Origin of the sequence: Methylobacterium sp. J-092 (genome assembly GCF_022829325.1) — a bacterium.
Classification (GTDB): Bacteria; Pseudomonadota; Alphaproteobacteria; order Rhizobiales; family Beijerinckiaceae; genus Methylobacterium.
The window spans coordinates 72,098-85,815 of record NZ_JAKSXU010000076.1; the positions used below are offsets into that span (position 1 = coordinate 72,098).

The 13,718-nt window shown below is 74.9% G+C and carries 12 protein-coding genes; 1 reads left to right on the plus strand and 11 read right to left on the minus strand.

Annotated features, from left to right (window positions below; genetic code table 11):
- Nucleotide 1 precedes the first annotated feature (1 nt).
- The 4 genes from MKK60_RS08795 to MKK60_RS08810 all read right to left on the minus strand — a co-directional run bounded on the left by MKK60_RS08795 (nt 2) and on the right by MKK60_RS08810 (nt 4,832).
- On the minus strand, nt 2-1,261 hold the full coding sequence (locus tag MKK60_RS08795) for a Zn-dependent hydrolase (protein WP_147843547.1): 1,260 nt from the start codon (nt 1,259-1,261) through the stop codon (nt 2-4).
- Nucleotides 1,262-1,398: 137 nt separating this feature from the next.
- Nucleotides 1,399-1,860, minus strand: a complete 462-nt coding sequence (locus MKK60_RS08800; RefSeq protein ID WP_147859830.1) for a tellurite resistance TerB family protein — start codon at nt 1,858-1,860, stop codon at nt 1,399-1,401.
- 215 nt (nt 1,861-2,075) lie between these two features.
- The gene (locus tag MKK60_RS08805; protein ID WP_243985130.1) at nt 2,076-3,218 is read right to left on the minus strand and encodes a carboxylate-amine ligase; all 1,143 of its coding nucleotides are present in this window, start codon (nt 3,216-3,218) and stop codon (nt 2,076-2,078) included.
- Nucleotides 3,219-3,272: 54 nt separating this feature from the next.
- Nucleotides 3,273-4,832 carry a CYTH and CHAD domain-containing protein gene (locus MKK60_RS08810; protein ID WP_243985132.1) on the minus strand — a complete coding sequence of 520 codons (1,560 nt, stop codon included), beginning with the start codon at nt 4,830-4,832 and terminating at the stop codon, nt 3,273-3,275.
- Nucleotides 4,833-5,256: 424 nt separating this feature from the next.
- On the opposite strand from MKK60_RS08810, the gene MKK60_RS08815 reads away from it, so the two are divergent.
- Nucleotides 5,257-7,146: a SelB C-terminal domain-containing protein gene (locus MKK60_RS08815; RefSeq protein WP_243985134.1), complete on the plus strand. Its 1,890-nt coding sequence runs from the start codon at nt 5,257-5,259 to the stop codon at nt 7,144-7,146.
- Nucleotides 7,147-7,167: 21 nt separating this feature from the next.
- On the opposite strand, the gene MKK60_RS08820 is transcribed toward MKK60_RS08815, so the two are convergent.
- From MKK60_RS08820 to MKK60_RS08850, 7 genes are all read right to left on the minus strand, one after another.
- A complete protein-coding gene (locus tag MKK60_RS08820; protein WP_243985136.1) occupies nt 7,168-8,466 on the minus strand; it encodes an MSMEG_0569 family flavin-dependent oxidoreductase in 1,299 nt (432 codons plus the stop codon).
- A gap of 72 nt (nt 8,467-8,538) precedes the next feature.
- Complete coding sequence (locus tag MKK60_RS08825; protein WP_147729117.1) at nt 8,539-8,817, minus strand: MSMEG_0570 family nitrogen starvation response protein; 279 nt, start codon at nt 8,815-8,817, stop codon at nt 8,539-8,541.
- Nucleotides 8,810-9,988 carry an MSMEG_0565 family glycosyltransferase gene (locus MKK60_RS08830; RefSeq protein WP_243985138.1) on the minus strand — a complete coding sequence of 393 codons (1,179 nt, stop codon included), beginning with the start codon at nt 9,986-9,988 and terminating at the stop codon, nt 8,810-8,812. The genes MKK60_RS08825 and MKK60_RS08830 overlap by 8 nt, the downstream gene beginning before the upstream one ends.
- A gap of 4 nt (nt 9,989-9,992) precedes the next feature.
- A complete protein-coding gene (locus tag MKK60_RS08835) occupies nt 9,993-10,991 on the minus strand; it encodes a sll0787 family AIR synthase-like protein (RefSeq protein ID WP_243985140.1) in 999 nt (332 codons plus the stop codon).
- On the minus strand, nt 10,988-11,545 hold the full coding sequence (locus MKK60_RS08840) for an MSMEG_0567/Sll0786 family nitrogen starvation N-acetyltransferase (protein WP_243985143.1): 558 nt from the start codon (nt 11,543-11,545) through the stop codon (nt 10,988-10,990). Before MKK60_RS08840 ends, MKK60_RS08835 begins: the two co-directional genes overlap by 4 nt.
- Before the next feature lies 1 nt (nt 11,546).
- Nucleotides 11,547-12,701, minus strand: coding sequence for an MSMEG_0568 family radical SAM protein (locus MKK60_RS08845; protein ID WP_243985162.1), 1,155 nt, complete (start codon nt 12,699-12,701; stop codon nt 11,547-11,549).
- Nucleotides 12,586-13,692: a Nit6803 family nitrilase gene (locus tag MKK60_RS08850; RefSeq protein WP_243985145.1), complete on the minus strand. Its 1,107-nt coding sequence runs from the start codon at nt 13,690-13,692 to the stop codon at nt 12,586-12,588. The genes MKK60_RS08845 and MKK60_RS08850 overlap by 116 nt, the downstream gene beginning before the upstream one ends.
- Nucleotides 13,693-13,718 lie beyond the last annotated feature (26 nt).

Here is a 13,718-nt window from a genome sequence, read left to right on the forward strand (position 1 = left end):
ATCAGGCCTTCGGCGCGTTGGCGAGCGTCAGCACCGTCTGCAGCAGCACGTCGGCGCCGGCGGCGCAGTCGGACGGGGTCGCCGATTCCGACTCGTTGTGGCTGACGCCGTCCTTGCACGGCACGAAGATCATCGCGGTCGGGACGCGGGCCGCGAGGTTGCAGGCGTCGTGCCCGGCGCCCGAGACCATGCGGCGGCGGCTCAGGCCCAGCCCCTCGGCGGCGGCATCGACCGCCGCGATCACGCCCGCGTCGAACGGCACCGGCTCCTTGCGCCAGATCCGCGCGAGGTCGATGGCGAGCTTGCGCCGGTCCGCGATCGCGGGAAGGCTCGCGCGCAGCTCCGCCTCGATCGCGTCGAGGACCTCCGGCTTCGGGTCGCGCACGTCGAGGGTGAAGCGCACCAGCCCCGGCACCACGTTGCGGGAGGGCGCGCCGATCACGGCCTCGCCGATGGTGGCGACGGCGGTGGGCGCGTGCGCCAGCGCGATCCGCTCGACCGCGAGCGCGACCTCCGCGAGCCCGAGCAGCGCGTCGCGGCGGCGCGGCATCGGCGTGGTGCCGGCATGCGCCTCGAAGCCGGTGATCGTGCCGTCGAACCAGGCGATGCCCTGCCCGCCCTCGACCACGCCGATGGTCCGGCCCTCGGCTTCCAGGATCGGGCCCTGCTCGATGTGCAGCTCGACGAAGGCGCCGATCTTCCGGTCGCCCACGGTGTCGGTCCCGCGGTAGCCGATCGCGTCGAGCGCCGCGCCGACGCTGATGCCGGCCGCGTCGGTCTTCTCCAGGATCTCGTCGGTGGTGAAATCGCCGGCATAAGCCGCCGACGCCATCATCGCGGGGGCGAAGCGCGAGCCCTCCTCGTTGGTCCAGTTGACCAGCAGAAGCGGCGCCTCGGTCTCGATGCCGGCGTCGTTCAGGGCGCGCATCGCCTCCAGCCCGGCCAGCACCCCAAGGATGCCGTCGAACTTGCCGCCGGTCGGCTGGGTGTCGAGGTGCGAGCCGAAGGCCACCGGCGGGCGCGCCGCGTCGCGCCCGGGCCGCAGGGCGTACTGGGTGCCGAGGGCGTCGACCCGCACCTCGAGCCCCGCCGCCGTGCAGGCGTCCCGGAACCAGTCGCGGACCGCGCCGTCCTCGGGCGACAGGGTGAGGCGGTTCAGGCCGCCGGCCGGCGTCGCACCGAACCGCGCCGTCTCCTGGATCGTCTCCCACAGGCGCGAGCCGTCGATGCGCAGGTTGTGGGTCTTTGCCGTGCCGGCCATCCTGGCCTCCGTCGTGGCGTGTGTGTCTCGTGTCACGATGCCGACGTGACGGCCCGGCGGCCGGCAAGGATCGTGCCCGGCCAGGTTCCGCAGGCCCGCCCAGCCCCCGCAGGCGCGTCAGGCCCCGCAGGCGCGGCTCACGGCGCCGGGCGGCGCACCGGCGAGGCGCCGAGCAGCGCGTTCCCGTCGACGCCGAGCGCGGCGGCGATCTCGGCCAGCGCCACCGCCTCGATGCCGCTGATCCCGTCCTGGTCGGCGACGTCGGCCGCGATCAGGAAGACGTTCTCGCGCTGCGCCTGCGGCCGGTCGGCGAGCGCGGCGGCGTGGCGCAGGTTCTCGGCCCGGCCCGCCCGCGTCCGGGCGCGGGCGATCCCGTCGTAGAGCTCGGCCTCCAGCATCAGGGTGTCGTAGCCCTTCTCGAGGATCGGGTTGGCCCTGAGGCCGGCCAGCGCCGTCTCGAACTCGGTGCCGGCCACCTCCCCGTCGGCGACGATGACGTTGGCGGCGGCCGAGACCGCCGCCAGCATCAGTGCCTTGTCGCCGGCATAGGCGGTCACCGCCTGGGTCAGGCGGCCGAAGATGTCTTTCAGGATGCTCATGGGAACCGGGTCGTTGAGGGGCGCCGATGCGTCGGGGAGATAACAGAACCCGGGCGGTCCGTGTTGCGCCGATGCCCCGCGGCGAACGGACATGCTTGGGAAATACGCGGGCGCGATGATGGCCCGTCGTCCGGCCTCTCGGTCCGGATGCCGGCCGACCGTCGGGCCGGGCGTGCCTACCCCCAACGGGCGCGCCCGGCCCGCATGGTCCGGCCTCATCGGGGCTTCGGCGACGCGGTCTCGTCGGCCAGGGCGTCGACCACCGCTCCGAGGCTCGCGCGGTCCGACGATCCGGCCGCGCGCGCCGCCGCGTACGCGGCGAGCTGCCGGTCGGCCCCCGTGCCGTGCCGGACGATGGTGCGGGCGCGCTCGCAGGCGGCCCGGCAATCGAGGGCGTCGGCATCCTCCGCGAGGCGCGCGAGCAGCCCCTCGACGATCTCGGCCATCGGCACCGCCCGCTCCCGCGTGGCGTCGATCAGCTCGGCCCGCACCCCGTCGCGCTCGGCCCGCCACAGGTTCTCCATCGCGAAGCCGCGCGCCGCCCCGGTGAGGCCGGCATTCACGCCGGGATCGCGGTCGAGCAGGCGCACGAGGCAGCGGAACAGGGCGGCGATGCAGAGCCCGTCCTCGATCTCGGAGCAGCTGTCGGCGATGCGCAGTTCCAGCGTCGGGTACTTCACCGACGCGCGCAGGTGCCACCACAGGAAGCTCGCATCCGCGATCGCGCCCGAGGCGGTCATCACCCGGACGTAGCGGTCGTAGTCGGCGGCGTCCGCGAACAGCTCCGGCAGGCCGGTGCGCGGCAGCTCGGCATAGGCCCTGAGCCGGTAGCCGGCGAGCCCGGTCCGCTGCCCCTCCCAGAACGGCGAGGAGACCGAGAGCGCGAGCAGGATCGGCAGGAACGGCATCAGCCGGTTCTGCAGGTCGAGGCGCGCGTCGGGACGCGGCACCTCGACGTGGACGTGGAGCCCGCAGACCACCGAGCGCCGCCCGACGATCTGCAGGTCGTCGATGATCCCGCGGTAGCGCTCGGCCGGCGTCGTCGATTGGCGCCGCCACGTCGCGGCCGGGTGGGTGCCGGCGGCGAAGACGCGCAACCCGTGCTCCCGCCCGATCGTCGCGAGGTCGGCCCGCATCGCGATCAGGCGCGCGCGCGTCTCCGCGATGCTGTCGGAGGGCGGGGTGCAGGTCTCGACTTGGCTCTCCAGCATCTCCCGCTCGGCCGATTCCATCCGCGCCTGGACGGCGGCATGGAAGGCCCTCACCCGGCCGCGAGACGTCTTGCGGGGGGTGTTGCGGGTCTCGGCGTCGGCGAGGAAGAACTCCTCCTCCATGCCGAACCTGTAGACGTGAGCCATGCCGCCTCCCCCCGCGCCGTCCGCGAGGGGTCTACGCGCCGACGGGCGCCCGGTTCAGCGCCAGAACGGCTTGAGGTCGGCCAGCGTGCCGTGGGCCTCGGCCGCGCCCGCGAGCAGCTCGTCCGCCTGCGCCTCCGAATCGGCGGTGGCGAGGCCCGCCGCGAACAGCGCCTGGCCGTCGAGCGCGTCCGAGGCGGGCCCGGACGCATCGGCGAGTCCGGCCATCACCGCATGCGCGGTGGCGAGGTCGTTGAGGCCGCCGAGGTGGTCCTGCAGGTCGGAGAGGGCGGCGGCGAACGCCTTGTGGCGCCGCCGCGCCTTCCGGCCGCCATAGAGGCCGGCGAAGAACTCGGCGCCGTAGCGCAGCTTCTTGCCGGCGATGCGGACGCGATGACGCGCCTCGGGATCGAGCCGCTCGATGTGGCGGCCGCGCTTGGCGATCCGCCGGCGCAGGCGCTCCAGCACCTCCGTGGCGAGGTCGCGGGCGGGCGCGTCGCGGAGCTTGCCCACGCCCTCCCGCCACGGGCCGGCCTCGATCCAGGCCAGGAGGTCGAGGAGCAGGCTGCGCCATTCAGGCGAGGTCAGGATCGCGCCGACGGCGTCGTGCGCCCGGTCGCGCTCGGTCTCCAGGCGCTCGCGCAGGCCGGCGAGCCCCGGCTCGTCCGGGCGCCGGGCGATCTCGTCGGGCAGGGTGGTCTCGAGGAAGACGTCGAGGTTGCGCGCCCGGCCGAACGGCTCGGTGACGCGCTTGATCTCGTCGCCGAGCGTGGCCGCCCGGGCGTCGCCCGCCAGCATCGGCCTGAACAGCCACAGCGCGGTGCGCAGCCGCCGCAGCGCCACCCGCATCTGGTGCAGCGCCTCCGGGTCGCGGGCGTGGCCCCAGACGTCCTCGTTGAGGCGCAGGTGCCGCAGGCACCCGAGCGCGATGTGGCGGAAGGCCTCGCCGCCGGTCGCGTCCTTCGGCAACGGCGCCATGTCGGACTTGCTCGGCCGCGCGGCCTTGCCGTCGCGCAGCGCGAACCCGCGGGCGCTCTTCGACAGCACGCCGATCCGCAGCGGCACCGTCTCGGCGAGCGCCTGGGCCAGCGCGAACAGGTCGGCCGGATCGCCGGATTCGAGCTCCAGCTCGAGCTCGCACAGCGGGGCATCGCCCCGGTCGGTCTCGACCCGGCCCTCGTCGAGGGTCGCCGCGATCCGCGAGGCGCCGTAGGTCACGGGCCGGACCGAGCGCATCACCACGGTGCGGAACTGGGCCGCCAGGTCCGGCGCCTCGGCCTTCGCGAGGAGATCGGCCACCGGCGTGTCGGCGAAGGCCGCCGGCTCCGGCGCATCGCCGGCGACCGGGCTCTCCCATTCCGCCCGGTCGAACAGCCCGGCCGCGCCGGAGCCCGCCTTGACGGTCTGCACGAAGGCCTCGCCCGTCCGGCGCACCCGCAAGGTCAGGTCGGCCTCGCGGAGCGCGCCGTCGGCGGTGTCGAAATAGGTCGCCGCGAGGAGCTTCGGCTCGGATGCGGCCCCGTCGGCCTGCCCCTGCAGCAGCGGATGGGCACCGAGTGCGGCGAGGTCTGGGCCCGTGCATTCCAGCTTCAGCTCGATCTCCCGCGGCGTGTCCATGAAGCGTTCGTCCGTCCGTTCCGGGCCGCAGCCCCTGTCACCGCGAGAACGCATCGGAGCCACCTCCGATCCGTCCGGATCGCCCGCCGTGTAGCACGCGCAGGGCGGCGGTGGCGCCCTCGGCCGCATCCGCAAAGTTTGCCCTTTGCGCGACCGACGCTTCGTGCAAAAGCTTGGCGCAAGAGCGTGTTGTGCACAATCGACCCGACCGTCTCGCGGGTCCCGCCGCATCCGGGCGGGGCCTCGGCTCGATGCCGAGCCGGCGGTCGCGTCGCGGATTGGGCTGCGCGTCGTCCTCGTTCACGGGAACGGTGCGCGTGTTCGGTGCGTCTCCCGGCCATGCCCCCGAACGACCGCCATCCGGGGCGGGCGCGCGGCGGCGACGGTTCGGAGGCACGCCCGGTCGGGACGGTGACGATAAGCGATGAAGACACTCCTCGTCGGCGTGATCGGACATGTCGATCACGGCAAGACCGCGCTGGTGCGGGCGCTCACCGGCATCGAGACCGACCGGCTGAAGGAAGAGAAGGCCCGCGGCGTCTCGATCGTGCCGGGCTTCGCCCTCCTCGCGCCCGAGGGACGCGACGGGGAGATCGACCTCGTCGACCTGCCCGGCCACGAGCGCTTCGTCCGCGCGATGATCTCGGGCGCCACCGGCATGGGGGCGGTGCTGCTGGCGGTCGACGCCAACGAGGGCATCAAGCCCCAGACGATCGAGCACCTGGAGATCGCCCGGCTGATCGGCGTCCGCCGCGGCGTCGTCGCGCTCACGAAATCCGACCTCGTCGCGCCCGACGCCCTCGCCGAGCGGGCGGCCGAGGTCGCGGCGGTGGCCGCGCGGGCGGGCCTCGAGGCGCCTGCCGTCGTCGCGACCTCGACGCTGACCGGCGCCGGCCTTCCCGCCCTGTCCGAGGCGCTGGCGGCCCTCCTCGACGCGAGCCCGCCGCGGGCCGACGACGGCTTCCCCTACCTGCCGGTCGACCGGGTGTTCTCGCGGGCCGGCTTCGGCACGGTGGTCACCGGCACGCTCCGGCGCGGGCGCCTTTCCGTCGGCGACGCGGTCGCGATCGTGCCGGGCGGGCCGACGGCGACGGTGCGCGGGCTGCAGATCCACGGCCGCGCCGTCGCGACGGCCGAGCCCGGCCGCCGGACGGCGGTGGCCCTGCGCGGCGTCGGCCTGTCCGACCTGAGCCGGGGGCAGGCGCTCGCGCCGCCGGACCTCCTGGTGCCGTCGCGCTGGCTCGACGTGTCGCTCACCGCGAGCCCGGGCGGCGATCCGCTCCCCGGCGGCACGGCCCTGCGCCTGCTGTTCGGCACCAGCGAGGTCGCGGCCCGCCTGCGCCTCCTCGATCGCGACGCGCTGGAGCCCGGCGCGACGGCGCCGGCGCAGCTCCATCTCGACGCGGCGGTCACCGTGCCGGCGCGCGAGCCGTTCATCCTGCGCCGCGACTCGCCGGCGATCACGGTGGCCGGCGGCCGGGTGCTCGATCCCGACAGCCGCCGCCGCAAGCGTCACGACCTGCGCGTGCTCGCCGACCTCGCCGGGCTCGCCGGCGGCGGGCCGGCCGAGGCGCTGGCGATCCGCCTCGCGCAGGCCGGCGCGGCCGGCGCCGGCCTGCGCGACCTCGCCCGCGTCAGCGGCACGGCGCCGGACCGGGTGCGGGCGCTGCTGCCGGCGCTCGGCGCCCGCGAGGTCGGCGAGCGCATCCTCGGCGGCCCGGCCTTCGCGAGCCTTCGCGACGCGATCCTGGCGGTGCTCGCCGGCCACCATCGCGACCAGCCGATGGAGCACGGGCTGCCGGCCGAGCGCATCGTCAAGGCGCTCGGCCTCGCCGAGCCGGTCGCCGCCGCGGCCCTGCGCGACCTCGTCGCCACCGGCGACGTCGCGCAAGGCGGCGCCCTCTTCCGCCGCGCGGCGTTCAACCCGGCCCGCAACGAGAGCGAGGTCGCCCGGCGCCTGGAAGCCGTGTTCCGCCAGGCCGGGCTCAACCCGCCCGACGAGGCGGAGGCGATCGGGCGCGACGTGCGCCGCCGCGAGGCGCTGACCTACCTCGTCGGCGCCGGCACGGTGATCCGCGCCGTCGACCGGGTGCAGCGCCGCGCCGTACTGTTCCACAAGGCGGCGGTGGAGGAGGCCCGGGCCAAGCTCCGCACCGCCTTCCCCGGGGCGACCCAGCCCGAATCCGGCTTCCTCGCCCGCGAGGCGGGGGCGGCCTTGGGCATCTCGCGAAAATTCTCGATCCCGCTGCTCGAGCACCTCGACGCCACCGGCTTCACCCGCCGGGCCGGCGACCGGCGGGTGATCGTCGGGTAGGCCTTCGCGGAGGCCGCCGTCTCAGCTGGCGATCGGAAGCGGCTGCGCGGCGGCGGCTCCAGCGATCGCGTCGGCGAGGTAGGCGGTGTCCTGCGCGATGCCGGAGAAGCGCCCCGAGCCCCAGGTCCAGAGCCAGGGCATGCCGACGACGTAGAGCCCGTCCTGGGCGGTGACGCCGCGGCGGTGCACCGGCAGGCCGCGGCCGTCGAAGATGTCGGCCTCGACGAAGCCGAAATCGGCACGGAACCCCGTCGCCCAGATCACGCTGCGGATTCCGGCCGTCGCGAGGTGGAGCACGGGCTCGAACGGGCCGGGCTGCCAGACGGGGGCGTAGTGCGCCTCCTCCGGGGCCGCGATGCCGGCTGCCGCGATGTGCCGGTCGATGGCGGCCTGGATGCCGACATGGACCGCGTCCGCCCCGTCGAGGTTCTTCGCAAGATCGTCGGCGAAGGCGAGGCGGGGGCCGTCGATGCCCGTCAGCCGCCCGTGCAGGCGCATGCCTTCCCGGGCGAAGCGGCGCAGGTCGATGTCGCGCCCGCCGTCGCGGCCGGTGAGGTAGTGGTTGGCCTTGCGCCGGACCTCGTCCTTCAGCGGATGCTTCTCGACTGTGAGGTCGTACTGGCCCATCTCGGCGAGCCAGTCGACGGCGTCGCGCCCGCGGTAGACCCGCGGGCAGCGCGGCGCCGAACCGGTGACGAGATGCACCGTCCGGCCGGCCAGGTGCAGGTCCTCCGCGATCTGGCAGCCGGACTGGCCGGAGCCGACGACGAGCACCGCCCCGTCCGGCATCTGCGCCGGGTTGCGGTAGGCCGAGGAATGGACCTGCCGCACCTCCGCCGGCAGGCCCGCGGCCATCGCCGGGATCGCCGGCAGGTGGTAGCCGCTGATCGCCAGCACCACCGCGTCGGCGGTGTGGACCCCCTCCCCCGTGGCGACGGCGAATCCCCCCTCGGGCCGCGGGCGGATCGCCGCGACGCCGACGCCCTCGCGCAGGGGCGCCGCGATGTGGCGGGCATAGGCCTCGATGTAGCCGACGATTTCCTCCCGCTGCATGAAGCCGTGCGGGTCCCGGCCGTCATGGGACGGCCCGTCGTAGGGGAAGTCCGGCAACCGGCACTGCCAGTTCGGGGTGACGAGGCAGAAGCTGTCCCAGCGCTGGGTCCGCCAAGTGTGCGCGATGCGGTTCTTCTCGAAGACCACGTGGCGGATGTCGCGGTTGGCGAGCTGCCGGCTCATCGCGAGCCCGGCCTGGCCGCCGCCGACGACGATCACGGGCCAGTGCGCGGGCGAATGGGTGTCCGGCTCGGGCTGGCGGCTCATGGCGCGTCTCCTGGTCTCTGGCGAAGGCCCGCCCGCGTGCGGGCGGAGCGAACGGTCATTCCTCGCGAACGGTCATTCCTCGAAGGCCTCGACGTGGACGGTGCCCGGCGCCTGCCGGCGCGCGCCCTCCTCGATCCGGGCGAGCTGCGCGAGCGCCCGGCCGCAGGGGAAGCCGTAGCGCTCGCGCACCCGTTCGCTCGCGATCCCGAGCGCGGTGCGGCTCAGCGCGACGAACTCAGCCAGCGGATAGTCCTGGCCGACCGCGAGGTGGTCCTTGATCACCAGGGAGGGCGAGTAGCAGGCCTCGCGGGCGCCGTCGGGCCAGCGGATGTGGAAGCGCATCTCAGGCATGGAACGTCTCCGGGCGCCGGCGCGCGCAGGCGGCGTAGGCCGGCAGGTGCCGCTCGGCGCAGAGCCGCCAGGGATGGGTCTTGGCGATCGCGAGCCCGGCCGGGATCAGGCGCGCCCGGACCTCCGGGTCGAGGGTGGCCTTCATCGCGCGGGCGATCGCGGCGGCGTCGTCGGGATCGACGAACAGGGCGTCGCGGGGCCCGAGATACTCGGTGAACGGCGCGCAGTCGGAGACGATCGCCGGGGTGCCGCTCGCCATCGCCTCGAGCACGCAGAGGCCGAACCCCTCGCTCAGCGACGGGAACACCAGGGCGTCGGCGCGGCGGTAGAGGGCCGGCATGACGGCCTGCGCCACCGGCCCGGTCTCGACCACCGCCTGCCCGGGCCCGACGGCGAGACCCGCCCGCGCCAGCGCGTCCCGGCAGCGGGCCCGGTAATCCGCGTGGTCGAGGAGCGAGGCGCCGCCCGCCACCACGAGCTGCGCCTCCGGGTGCGAGGCCCGGAACGCGGCGAACGCCGCGACGATGCCCAGCGTGTTCTTGCGCGCCTCGAAGCCGCCGACGGCGAGCAGCACCGGACCGGTCCCGAGGCCGAAGCGCGCCGCGACCGCCGCGTCGTCGTCGGCCGGCTCGGGTGCGTAGGCGTCGGTGTCGATCCCGTTGCCGACGATCGTCGCCTCGGCCCCGTAATCGCTCGCGAGCACGCCCTTCCAGCCGGCGCTGACGCAGAGCAGCGCCTGCGCGTCCAGGATCGCCCGGTCCTGCCACTGTGCGAGCTGCGGATCGCTGAACGCGTCGACGTGGTGGACGGTGCGGACGAAGCCCGGGATCAGGCGGCGGCGGGCCAGGGTCGCGAGCGCGTTGCCGCCGATGCCGCAATGGGCGTGGAACAGGTCGAAGTCGCAGGCTGCCGGCGTCGCGAAATGGCGGAGGTAGTCGGCGATCCGCGCCCGGACGAGCTCGACCGTCGTCCCGGCCGCGGGCTTGGCCGCGACCGAGACGGTGGGGCAGCGCGCGGGGCGGAAGAAGCCGCCGCCGGTGGGGTCGGGGGCGTGCACGCTGGCCTCGTGCCCGAGCCCGCACAGCGCTTCCGCCAGCGCCAGGGCATGCACCACGCCGCCGCGCGGGTTGGTCGAATGCGTCAGGATCGCGATGCGCAGCTGCCGCGGCATGGGTTCACGCTCCCTCGCCGCGGGTCGCGCCGCAGCCGATCAGCGGCGAGCTGCCGAAATCCCACACCACTGCCTCCTCCGTCCCGCGCGCCACCCGCGCGACCCGGCTCGCGTCGAGGCTGCCGATCGCGGCGGCCGCGATCCCGCGTTCGGTGAAGCGCCCGACGACCGCGGGCGCCTCGGCGGGGGCGGCCGCGACGAGGTAGCCGAAGCTCGGAAAGGCGGTGAGCCAGCGCTCCAGCGCGACGCCGTCGGGGATCGGGAGCCGGTCGAGGTCGATCCGGCCGCCGACGCCGGAGCATTCCATCAGCATCAGCGCGGTGCCGACGAGCCCGGCCATGCTGATGTCCTTGGCGGCCCGCGCCAGGCCGTCGGCCGCGAGCCCCGCCAGGATCGCGACGTCGCCGCGCAGGCGCTCCGGCGGCGCGCCGGTCGCGGCGTCCCAGTACGGATGGGGCTCGCGGAAGCGCCCGCGCAGGTCGATGCCGGCGATCAGCACGTCCCCCGGGGCGGCGTCGAAGCTGGTGAGCAGGCGCCGGCCGGCCCGGCCGAGGATCGCCACCGCGAGGTGCTCGGCGCCGTTGCGGGTGTTGGTGTGGCCGCCGACCACCGGCACGCCGTAGGCCTCGGCGCCGGCCCGCAGGCCCGCGAGCACCGGGTCGGCGTGGTCCTGGTCGCGGCTCCACAGGGCGTCGACCACCGCGACCGGCGTCCCGCCCATCGCCGCGATGTCACTGACGTTGACCATCACGCCGCAGAATCCGGCGAAGTACGGGTCGGCGGCGACGAACCCGTCGAGGAAGCCCTCGATCGCCAGCAGGAGGTGCCCGTCGCCGTCGGGGATCGCGGCGCAGTCGTCCCCGGCCGGGACCGCGAGGCCGCACGCGCCGAGCCGGCCGATCCCGAGCCTCCCGACGACCGCGTCGATGTCGCGCTTGTGCGCCAGCCCGCGGCTTTCGCGGACGGCGCGGGCGATGGCGTCGAGGCTGGGGGGCGCCGTCACGCGGCCGTCGCCGGCCGGCCGCGCGGCAGGGTGACGAGCCCGTGCTCGGGATCGTGCATCGGCGGGTAGTGGGCGAGGTCGGCCCGCATCAGCCGGTGCGGCCGGCCGTGCAGGTCGACCGCGCCGAGGTCGTCCCAGTGCAGGCCGGCGAACAGGGCGGCGTTGCCGGCCTGGACGTGGGCGAGGAAGCGCATGCAGCCGCGCGCATGGGCCGAGGACACCGCGACCCGGATCAGCCCGGCGCCGAGCGCCCCGACCCGGCGATGCCCGCGCTCGACGGCGAGCCGCGAGCCCCACCACTCGCCGGGCGTCTCCGGCGCCGCATGGATGCGGACGGTGCCGACGACCGCGTCCGGGTCGCCGCCGAGCGTCGACAGGGCGCAGATCGGGATCGCGTGCGCATCGAGCGCATCCGCGTCGCTTTCCGCGAAGAGGCCCTGCTCCGCGCAGAACACCGCGTGGCGCAGGCGCGCGCAGGCGCGCCGCTCCCAGGGGGCGGTGGCGAACTTCACCCGGAACAGGCTCGCGCGATACGGGGCGACCGGCTCGAACATCTCAAGGCCTCCGCTCGTAGGCGGAGAGCGCCGAGCAGGCGCCGCAGCGGCCGCAGCCGGCCTTGATGTCGGCCGAGCGGAGGTCGGCCCGCGCCAGCATCCCGGCCAGCGGCTTCAGGATCGCGTGCATGAAGTCGGGGGACGGGGCCGGGTGGCTTTCCAGCGGCGTGCCCGAGATCGGCACGAACGGCACCACGAACGGGTAGACCCCCAGCGCCACGAGCCGCTCGGCCATCCCGAGGATCGCCTCGGGCGCGTCGCCGAGGCCGGCGAGGATGTAGGTCGAGACCTGGCCCCGCCCGAACACCGGCACCGCGGCGGCGAAGGCCTCGAGATAGCGCTCCAGCGGGACGCTCGCCTTGCCGGGCATGATCCGGCTGCGGACCTCCGGCGTCACCGCCTCGAGGTGCATGCCCAGCGCGTCGATGCCCGAGGCCCGCATGCGGGTGAACCAGCGGTCGTCGTCGGGCGGCTCGCACTGCGCCTGGATCGGCAGGTCCACCGCGGCCTTCACCGCGAAGGCGCTCTCGCACAGGACCGCCGCGCCGCGGTCGGTGGCGTTCGGCGTGCCGGTGGTCATCACCATGTGCTTGACGCCGTCGAGCAGCACCGCGGCGCGGGCCACCTCGGCGAGCTGCTGCGGGCTCTTGTGCGCGACCGTGCGGCCGGCCGCCAGCGACTGGCCGATCGCGCAGAACTGGCAGGTCCTCGTGCGGCTCTGGTAGCGGATGCAGGTCTGCAGCACGGTGGTCGCGAGGACGTCGCGCCCGTGCAGCACCGCGATCTTGGAATACGGCACCCCGTCGAAGGTCTGGAGCGCGTAGAAGCGCGGCTTGTCCGGGAAGGTCACCCGCCCGACCACCGCGCCGTCGTGCTCGATCAGGCTGAACCCGTCCGGCCCCGGGCGCTGCACGAGGAAGGGCGATTCGAAGGCGGTGGCGGTGTGGACCGGCACCATCACCGTGCGGCCCGAGATCGTCATCGCCTTGTGGTCGGAGGGGCCGGCCCCGCCGCGCCGGCTCTGGACGCCGGGGCGGCTGTCAGCCAGCCGGACTCCGTAGGATTGCAGCGCGTTGATCAGCCGCTCGGTCGGAAGGCCGGGCGCCGCCGGGCCCGGAGCCGGGGAGGCCGGCGACGGGGCGGTCGAACCGGTCAGGAGCGGGCTGTCCATGGTCTGAACTCCGGGTCGTCGCGGGAAGGCGGTTCGTCGCGGGAGGCGTCGTCGTCACGGGAAGCGCCGGGCGCGCGTCGTGGTTGAGGCTGAGCAGCTCGGGCCGGGCGTAATGGCCGACCGAGTCCATCATCCGCTTGCGCTTGGTCACGAGCGCGAGGTCCATGTCGGCGATCACGAGCCCCTCGCCCGCGCGCAGGGGCTCGGCGAGCAGCCGCCCTTCCGGCGAGACGATCGCCGTGAAGCAGCCGCCGCGCATCGCGCCCCGCAAGCCCTCCTCCGGGCAGGCCTTGGCGATCTGGTCCTCGGAGAGCCATCCGGTGGCGTTGACCACGAAGCAGGCGGCTTCGAGCGCGTGGTGGCGGATGGTCACCTCCATCTGGTCGGCGAAGACCTGGCCGACCAGCGAGCCCGGGAACTGGGCCGCGTGGATCTCCTCGTGCTGGGTCATCAGGCAGTAGCGGGCGAGCGGGTTGTAGTGCTCCCAGCAGGCGAGCGCGCCGACGCGGCCGACGGCGGTGTCGACCACGGCGAGACCCGCCCCGTCGCCCTGCCCCCAGATCATGCGCTCGTGGTAGGTCGGCGTGATCTTGCGGCGCTTGAGCGCCAGGCTGCCGTCGGCGTCGAAGATCAGCTGCGCGTTGTAGAGCGTGCCGTGGTCGCGCTCGTTGACGCCGAGCACGATCACCATGCCGTGGCGGCGGGCGACGGCCGAGACCGCCTCGGTGACGGGGCCGGGCACCACGACCGCATGCGCGTAGAGCCGCAGGTGCTCCGCCCCCTGCATCGCCGGCGGGCTGACGAAGGAGAAGTACGGGTAGTACGGCACGAAGGTCTCGGGGAAGACGACGAAGCGCGCCCCCTTCCCCGCCGCGTCCGCGACCGCGTTCAGCACGCGCTCCAGGGTGTTCTCGGGCCGGTCCAGGTCCGGCGCGATCTGGACCGCGGCGGCCCGGACGATGCGCGGCTCCGCCATTGTCCGCCTCCTCGCTCGTGATGGGT